The following is a 7,133-nucleotide window of genomic DNA, read 5'->3' on the forward strand; positions in this document are numbered from 1 at the left end:
TATAATATATGCGATGTGAATCGAAATTTGTCATTAAAAATTTGTCTAAAAATCAACAAATATACTGAAAATTTTAAATAATGTCATTATAATAGATAATAGAATACATAGGAGGGGGATGTAAAGTATGAAAGTAGAAACGCTTCCTGTCATTAAAGGAGAAAATAATTTGCCGAATTATGATGAGGCATACGCGAATTTTAACTGGGAAGAGGTTAATAAAAACTTTACTTGGAATGAAACAGGCCGAGTAAATATGGCGTATGAGGCAATTGATAAGCATGCGAAATCCGATCGAAAGAATAAAGTAGCTCTTTATTATCAAGATGGATCGCGAAAAGAGAAATATACATTTAAGGAAATGAAGGATTTTTCTAATAAAGCAGGAAACGTCCTTAAGAATTATGGCGATGTAGAAAAAGGCGATCGCGTTTTTATTTTTATGCCACGTTCTCCAGAGTTATATTTCGCACTTTTAGGTGCAGTGAAATTAGGAGCAATTGTTGGACCGCTATTTGAAGCATTTATGGAAGGCGCAGTTCGCGATCGCTTAGAAGATAGCGAAGCAAAGGTGTTAATTACAACGCCTGAATTGTTAGAGCGCGTACCATTAAATGATTTACCGGCTTTAAAAACAGTTTTCCTTGTTGGAGATAATGTAGAAGAAGGCGGTAAAACGGTAGCGTTCAATCCTTTATTTGAACAAGCTTCAAAAGAATTACATATTGAATGGTTAGGCCGTGAAGACGGCTTGATTCTACATTACACGTCTGGTTCTACTGGTAAGCCAAAAGGTGTGCTTCATGCGCAAAACGCAATGGTTCAGCACTATCAAACGGCGAAGTGGGTATTAGATTTAAAAGAAGACGATGTATATTGGTGTACTGCTGACCCGGGCTGGGTAACTGGAACAGCTTACGGTATTTTCGCACCGTGGTTAGTTGGAGCGTCAAACGTTATTTTAGGTGGACGCTTTAGTCCAGAAGCTTGGTATGAAGCACTGCAAGATTACGGTGTGACGGTTTGGTACAGCGCACCAACAGCATTCCGTATGTTAATGGGAGCTGGACAAGACGCAATTAAAAAATATGACTTATCACAAGTTCGTCACGTATTAAGCGTTGGTGAGCCGTTAAATCCAGAAGTAATTCGCTGGGGTATGAACGCATTTGGACTTCGTATTCATGATACGTGGTGGATGACAGAAACAGGTGGACAAGTTATTTGTAACTACCCTTGTATGGAAATCCGTCCAGGTTCAATGGGTAAACCAATTCCAGGTGTGAAAGCAGCGATTGTTGATAATGAAGGAAATGAAGTGCCTCCTTACACAATGGGTAACTTAGCAATTGCGAAAGGTTGGCCATCTATGATGCGCGGGATCTGGAATAACCAGCAAAAATATGAATCTTATTTCATGCCGGGAGATTGGTACGTATCAGGCGACTCTGCCTATATGGATGAAGATGGATACTTCTGGTTCCAAGGACGTATTGACGATGTAATTATGACGTCAGGTGAGCGCGTTGGTCCGTTTGAAGTAGAAAGTAAATTAATCGAGCATGCTGCTGTTGCAGAAGCTGGTGTAATTGGTATTCCTGATCCGGTGCGCGGCGAAATTATTAAAGCATTTATCGCACTTCGAGCAGGATACGAACCATCTGATGAATTAAAAGAAGAAATTCGTCAATTTGTAAAGAAAGGCCTAGCAGCTCATGCAGCGCCACGACAAATTGAATTTAGAGATAAATTACCGAAAACGAGAAGTGGTAAAATTATGCGCCGCGTATTAAAAGCGTGGGAGTTAAACTTACCAACAGGTGACTTATCAACGATGGAAGATTAAGAGAGAAAGGTCTGAACGAAAAATGTTCAGGCCTTTCTTTTTTATGATATCATGAACTTATATATATAAGTTAAAGGGGATAGTATGATGAAAACAGAAAAGGAAAAGATGATACTAGGAGAAATGTACATACCGGCTGATCCAGTTTTAGTACAAGAAAGAGAGCAAGCACGTATATTAACGAGAAAATTAAATGATACGCCAGAAGAGCAATTGAAAGAGCGTAGCGAAATCGTAAAAGAATTATTCGGAACGACAGGAGATAATATTCATCTTGAATCTTCTTTTAGATGTGATTACGGCTATAACATTCATGTCGGTGAAAATTTTTACGCGAACTTTGACTGTACGATTTTAGACGTATGCCCGGTAACAATCGGAGTGAACTGTATGTTAGCTCCAGGTGTTCACATTTATACAGCAACGCATCCACTTGATCCGGTAGAGCGTATAAGCGGATCAGAATACGGAAAACCAGTTACAATTGGCGATAACGTATGGATTGGCGGAAGAGCAATTATTAATCCAGGTGTAACAATTGGAGACAATGCGGTGATCGCATCTGGTGCTGTCGTAACGAAAGATGTGCCTAATAATGTAGTAGTTGGCGGGAATCCTGCAAAGATTATAAAAAAACTAAAATAATATTTGAACGAAGTGCCTTCCTCGTCTGTATACATTTATGAAAGAATAGATGAGGGAGGCTTTTTTATGTCTAATAAATTACTTCTTACTTTTGCTGTAATTGGAATTATAGTTGTATTTTCTTGTGGTCTTTTCTTACCGATACCAATTGGATATAGAGTATCAATGCTTACAGCTGGAGTTATAATGGGTGTTATGTTTTCAATCATTATTCCATTTGATAGAAAACATATAGTACGGAAAAATGGATATAAAATTGATTTTACAAAAACAAAAGTGTATTTTCGCTGGAATGTATTTGACACTATTTCTATCTGCCTTGCGTTGTATGCATGCATATGTGTGCAAGCGTTAAATACTTTAGTTACAATGGGATTTACGATTCAAAACCCATATGTGCAATTTTTTACAAATCAATCACAATTGTGGATTTTTATTGCGATTGCATATTTAATTTCCCGTATTTCATTAACGTTAAAAGGAATAAAGGAGATCAAAAATCATGGCGCAGATTGGGATTGAGGAGGAGCTCATGCTTGCGTATCAAAGTGGAGATAAACAAGCGGGAGAAAGACTATATGTTTTAATCAAACCAGCGCTATACACATTTTTATATCGATTTAACCGAGATGAACAATTAAGTATCGATCTTGTGCAAGATACGTTTTTGACGCTAGAGCGTAAGAAACATATGTATGAACTTGAAAAAGGTAAAATAAAAACGTATTTATTTCAAATTGGTTATCGTCTTATGATTAATAAATTAAATAGGAGAAAAAAGTGGCGTACGCTTTTGCCATTTTTAGTGCCGATTCCGGAAAAAGAATTTTCTCACGAAGATCGGCTCACAGTAAGAGAAGCAATTTTGAAAGTTCCAGAAGAGCAAAGAGCGGTCCTAATCCTTTCTTATTATCATGACATGCAGCAAAAAGAAATTGCAGAGATATTAAACATTCCGATTGGAACGGTGAAATCGAGACTTCATAACGGGATAAAGAAATTGAAACAATTGCTGGAGGTGGACGAAATTGAGCGAAAATCCCTTTAAGAGTGAATATAAGTTAAAGCAACATTTAGATAGTGATCATGTAGAAATACCAGACTTTCCAAAAACGGTAAGTCGATTCGATCGATTAATCGGGTTTCTTGGTTCCCCAGCGAAAGATCCTGTGGAGGCGACCATTGGGAATGATTTATCGATTGTGTTTCATGTATCGTTATTAGTTGGGGTTCCAATTCTTTCTCTTATTACGATACTCTTTATGGTGTTGTAAAGGATTGACAAGAAGGGAAACCTGACCTCTATTTGACATGCCTATATAAATGATGGTATAAAGAAAAGTATATGAATAATTGAGCGTGGAAAGGGAGAAGTAGTGATCATTTCCCTGTTTTAGAGAGCTGATGGCCGGTGAAAATCAGCACATAGATGATCGCGAATTACGCCCCTAGAGCATCTTTTTTCGATTGAATTTTATTCAAAAGGGAAAAGACGGTGCTAAGCCGTTATGTAAATAAGGTGGTAGGCTTTTTTGCCTGCAACTAGGGTGGTAACGCGATAATCAAAATCGTCCCTTATTTGAAGGGGCGATTTTTTTATGTTTTCAACCTTCACGCCAGTAATGAACTTAAAGGAGAGTATGTAGGATATGGGTATTTTACAAGATCTTGAATTTCGCGGTCTAATTAATCAGCAAACAGATGCTGAGGGCCTTGAGCAATTATTAGAAAAAGAAAGCGTTAAATTATACTGTGGTTTTGACCCGACAGCGGATAGCTTACACATTGGTCATATGTTACCAGTATTAATGTTACGTCGTTTCCAATTAGCTGGTCACCAACCAATCGCACTTGTTGGCGGTGGTACTGGTATGATCGGTGACCCGAGTGGTAAAAAAGCAGAACGTACATTAAATACGAAAGATACAGTTGCTTACTACACAGAAAGCATTAAAAACCAACTTTCAAACTTCTTAGAGTTTGAAAACGTGGACAACCCAGCAACGATGGCTAACAACTACGACTGGCTTGGTAGCTTAGATGTAATTTCATTCTTACGCGATATCGGTAAAAACTTCGGTTTAAACTATATGTTAGCAAAAGATACAGTAGCATCTCGTTTAGAAACTGGTATTTCATTCACTGAGTTTAGTTACATGATTTTACAATCATACGACTTCTTAAACTTATATCAGCAACATAATTGCCGTCTACAAATCGGTGGTAGTGACCAATGGGGTAACATTACAGCTGGTCTTGAATTAATCCGTAAATCAGAAGAAGATGCGAAAGCATTCGGTTTAACAATTCCACTAGTTACTAAATCTGACGGTACGAAGTTTGGTAAAACCGAAGGCGGCGCAATTTGGTTAGACCCAGAGAAAACAACTCCTTACGAGTTCTACCAATTCTGGATTAACACAGATGACCGCGACGTTGTTAAATACTTAAAATACTTCACATTCTTATCTCATGAAGAAATTCTTGAGCTTGAAAAGCAAGTAGCTGAAGCGCCAGAAAAACGTGCAGCACAAAAAGCATTAGGTTCTGAAATGACAAAACTTGTTCACGGCGAAGAAGCATTAGAGCAAGCGATTAAAATTTCAGCTGCATTATTCAGCGGTTCTGTAGCAGAACTGACTGCAAGCGAAATCGAGCAAGGATTCAAAGACGTACCATCTGTAGAACGTACTGCAGAAGATACAGTATTAATCGACTTACTTGTAGAAAGCAAAATCTCTCCATCAAAACGTCAAGCACGTGAAGATGTAACGAACGGCGCAATCTACGTGAACGGTGAGCGTACACAAGCATTAGACTACGTTGTAACAGAAAACGACCGCATCGAAGGTAAATTCACAATCATTCGCCGCGGTAAGAAGAAATATTTCTTAATTCGTTACTAATTAGAAACGAATGTAAACAAATAGTACCCCGAATTGTAGGCTGAAAAGTCTATGATTCGGGGTTTTTATGTATGGATTTAAATCGCCGGATCTTTTCTTTTAAATAGAATATAAAGAATTAATATGAGCATATAAAGTAAACTAACTAGCATAACGATAAATGCTGTTGGATAAAATTTTGCCGCATATATAAAGAAATCGATTTGATAAATATCTTGGTAATTTGAAACGGTGCCTTTAAAGTAATTTGTAAACTTAGCGCTATATTTCCATTCATCAGGATTATCTATTAAATTACTCCCCTGATACCAACTCATCAGTGCGGAAGTAATAAATAGCATAAATGAACTTCCGAGTTGAACCATTTGATTTATTGTCAAAAAGAATCCACCTCCCATTTTATGGTTATTATAGCGTGCATTCATATGCTTGTAACCATTTTGTTGTAATCTCCTTTTCGAGTTCATACGGAAATCACATGTAAGCGGTATGATAAATGTATAACAACTAGAAAGGAGTGGTAAAACGAAATGTCACTAGAAGCGCTCATTATTTTTTCTTTGCTAAATGCGGGTCAGCTTGCAGAGAATTCGAAGGTGGATGTACATAAAGAGCAGAAAGATGCTTATGTATATGTTCAGAAAGAGGAAAATAAATAACTTTAATATATATAAATAAAGGCTGCCAGAGAAAGGTTTTAGTTTCTTTGGCAGCTTTTCTATTGAAATGTTTTATTCATCCTCATTTTGGAAGCATTAGGTGACTAAAACAACTAATGTAAGTTCATTAATTATAACTACATCTTTATCTTTTTCGTCATCATAATCAACTGATTTTGTTTTTCCACCTACAAAGTTAGCTAAAATACTTGTTATTGATTCTGAGTCTAGTAATTTGCCAATCTCAATATTTTGCTTCTTTGGCACATACCCCTTTAAACTCCATTTTGTACATTTTGTATTTCATTCAATGTTGAAGACATTATATCTACATAATCTATCATAGCACCTATGTTTAACTTGGCTGTTTCAGTATCATTTTCATTTAAAGCTATAAATGCTTGGTCTACCATTTGTTTAATTGCTCTTGCATCGTCTCTTAATTGAACTTTGAAGTAATCATACTCCTTAGGAGGTTCTATACTTGCTAGTCTATTAGCTCTCCCACTTACTCTACTTAATTCTCCCTTTAATCCTGTTTGAGTTGTTTTCCACGTTCCATCTTTTTCAGCTAAGGATTTAATAGATTGAACTGCCGTCTTTAAGTCATTAGAAGTATCCTTAATATCTTCTTGATACTTCTCTAAAGGAGAAGATGCACTAGAACCTTTAGTTAACTGCTTATCTCTATACTCTCTTTCCTCAGCTAGTGTTCTACCTTCTCCAATTACAGCTTCTTTTACTGTTTTATCGTTTGAGACTTCATTTTTATCTGTATCTTCTTTCTTTTTCGTTACCTCTTTTTCTTCCTTAGCTTTCTTTTCAGCAAGCAATTTTTCCTTTTCAGCAAGCAATTCTTCCTTTTTAGCAAGCAATTCTTCTTTTTCCTTGTTTAGCTGATCTGCTTCTTTGTCTATTGACTCGTCTTTCTTCTTTTCTGACTCTGAAATCTTTAAGCTATCAGTCTTATTCTCTTCTGTATTGTTCTTAGAACATCCTACCCACGCTACTAACATAAGTGGTAATGCTAAAAAACATATTAGTTTCTTTGCTTTCATTGCGTATACTCCTTTTAAA

10 protein-coding genes and 1 other annotated feature are annotated in these 7,133 nt (G+C 36.7%); of the genes, 7 read left to right on the plus strand and 3 right to left on the minus strand.

All coding sequences use genetic code 11. The features are described from left to right. Nucleotides 1-127: 127 nt before the first annotated feature. The 6 genes from acsA to tyrS all read left to right on the plus strand — a co-directional run bounded on the left by acsA (nucleotide 128) and on the right by tyrS (nucleotide 5,397). The gene (gene acsA, locus ACQGSG_RS14725) at nucleotides 128-1,846 is read left to right on the plus strand and encodes an acetate--CoA ligase (RefSeq protein ID WP_000862049.1); all 1,719 of its coding nucleotides are present in this window, start codon (nucleotides 128-130) and stop codon (nucleotides 1,844-1,846) included. A gap of 84 nt (nucleotides 1,847-1,930) precedes the next feature. Next, on the plus strand, nucleotides 1,931-2,491 hold the full coding sequence (locus ACQGSG_RS14730; RefSeq protein WP_002026426.1) for a maltose acetyltransferase domain-containing protein: 561 nt from the start codon (nucleotides 1,931-1,933) through the stop codon (nucleotides 2,489-2,491). A gap of 66 nt (nucleotides 2,492-2,557) precedes the next feature. After that, nucleotides 2,558-3,013, plus strand: coding sequence for a hypothetical protein (locus tag ACQGSG_RS14735; protein ID WP_000066457.1), 456 nt, complete (start codon nucleotides 2,558-2,560; stop codon nucleotides 3,011-3,013). After that, nucleotides 2,994-3,539 (plus strand): RNA polymerase sigma factor, encoded by a 546-nt coding sequence (locus ACQGSG_RS14740; protein ID WP_000057201.1) that lies wholly within the window; start codon nucleotides 2,994-2,996, stop codon nucleotides 3,537-3,539. Before ACQGSG_RS14735 ends, ACQGSG_RS14740 begins: the two co-directional genes overlap by 20 nt. Continuing rightward, on the plus strand, nucleotides 3,520-3,765 hold the full coding sequence (locus ACQGSG_RS14745) for a hypothetical protein (protein ID WP_001293778.1): 246 nt from the start codon (nucleotides 3,520-3,522) through the stop codon (nucleotides 3,763-3,765). Before ACQGSG_RS14740 ends, ACQGSG_RS14745 begins: the two co-directional genes overlap by 20 nt. Before the next feature lie 77 nt (nucleotides 3,766-3,842). Next, nucleotides 3,843-4,070: a binding site (T-box leader), on the plus strand. Between the two features lie 70 nt (nucleotides 4,071-4,140). Beyond that, nucleotides 4,141-5,397 carry a tyrosine--tRNA ligase gene (gene tyrS / locus ACQGSG_RS14750; protein WP_000512092.1) on the plus strand — a complete coding sequence of 419 codons (1,257 nt, stop codon included), beginning with the start codon at nucleotides 4,141-4,143 and terminating at the stop codon, nucleotides 5,395-5,397. Between the two features lie 77 nt (nucleotides 5,398-5,474). On the opposite strand, the gene ACQGSG_RS14755 is transcribed toward tyrS, so the two are convergent. Continuing rightward, the gene (locus tag ACQGSG_RS14755; RefSeq protein ID WP_113623466.1) at nucleotides 5,475-5,762 is read right to left on the minus strand and encodes a YjdJ family protein; all 288 of its coding nucleotides are present in this window, start codon (nucleotides 5,760-5,762) and stop codon (nucleotides 5,475-5,477) included. A gap of 165 nt (nucleotides 5,763-5,927) precedes the next feature. On the opposite strand from ACQGSG_RS14755, the gene ACQGSG_RS14760 reads away from it, so the two are divergent. Next, complete coding sequence (locus ACQGSG_RS14760; protein ID WP_000050944.1) at nucleotides 5,928-6,056, plus strand: hypothetical protein; 129 nt, start codon at nucleotides 5,928-5,930, stop codon at nucleotides 6,054-6,056. Nucleotides 6,057-6,152: 96 nt separating this feature from the next. Here the strand turns inward: ACQGSG_RS14760 and ACQGSG_RS14765 are convergent, their stop codons facing one another. Beyond that, entirely contained in the window at nucleotides 6,153-6,323 is a 171-nt protein-coding gene (locus ACQGSG_RS14765) for a hypothetical protein (RefSeq protein WP_002196925.1), read from the minus strand. Nucleotides 6,324-6,331: 8 nt separating this feature from the next. After that, on the minus strand, nucleotides 6,332-7,114 hold the full coding sequence (locus ACQGSG_RS14770; RefSeq protein WP_044584905.1) for a DUF6376 family protein: 783 nt from the start codon (nucleotides 7,112-7,114) through the stop codon (nucleotides 6,332-6,334). Nucleotides 7,115-7,133 lie beyond the last annotated feature (19 nt).

The organism is Bacillus sp. GMa5/1, from assembly GCF_050172015.1.
Classification (GTDB): Bacteria; Bacillota; Bacilli; order Bacillales; family Bacillaceae_G; genus Bacillus_A; species Bacillus_A cereus.

Bases quoted from the DNA above. Each gene is read 5' to 3' on its own strand.
- acsA (WP_000862049.1), top strand. From the start codon at position 128: ATGAAAGTAGAAACGCTTCCTGTCATTAAAGGAGAAAATAATTTGCCG.
- ACQGSG_RS14730 (WP_002026426.1), top strand. From the start codon at position 1,931: ATGATGAAAACAGAAAAGGAAAAGATGATACTAGGAGAAATGTACATA.
- ACQGSG_RS14735 (WP_000066457.1), top strand. From the start codon at position 2,558: ATGTCTAATAAATTACTTCTTACTTTTGCTGTAATTGGAATTATAGTT.
- ACQGSG_RS14740 (WP_000057201.1), top strand. From the start codon at position 2,994: ATGGCGCAGATTGGGATTGAGGAGGAGCTCATGCTTGCGTATCAAAGT.
- tyrS (WP_000512092.1), top strand. From the start codon at position 4,141: ATGGGTATTTTACAAGATCTTGAATTTCGCGGTCTAATTAATCAGCAA.
- ACQGSG_RS14755 (WP_113623466.1), bottom strand. From the start codon at position 5,762: ATGGTTCAACTCGGAAGTTCATTTATGCTATTTATTACTTCCGCACTG.
- ACQGSG_RS14760 (WP_000050944.1), top strand. From the start codon at position 5,928: ATGTCACTAGAAGCGCTCATTATTTTTTCTTTGCTAAATGCGGGTCAG.
- ACQGSG_RS14770 (WP_044584905.1), bottom strand. From the start codon at position 7,114: ATGAAAGCAAAGAAACTAATATGTTTTTTAGCATTACCACTTATGTTA.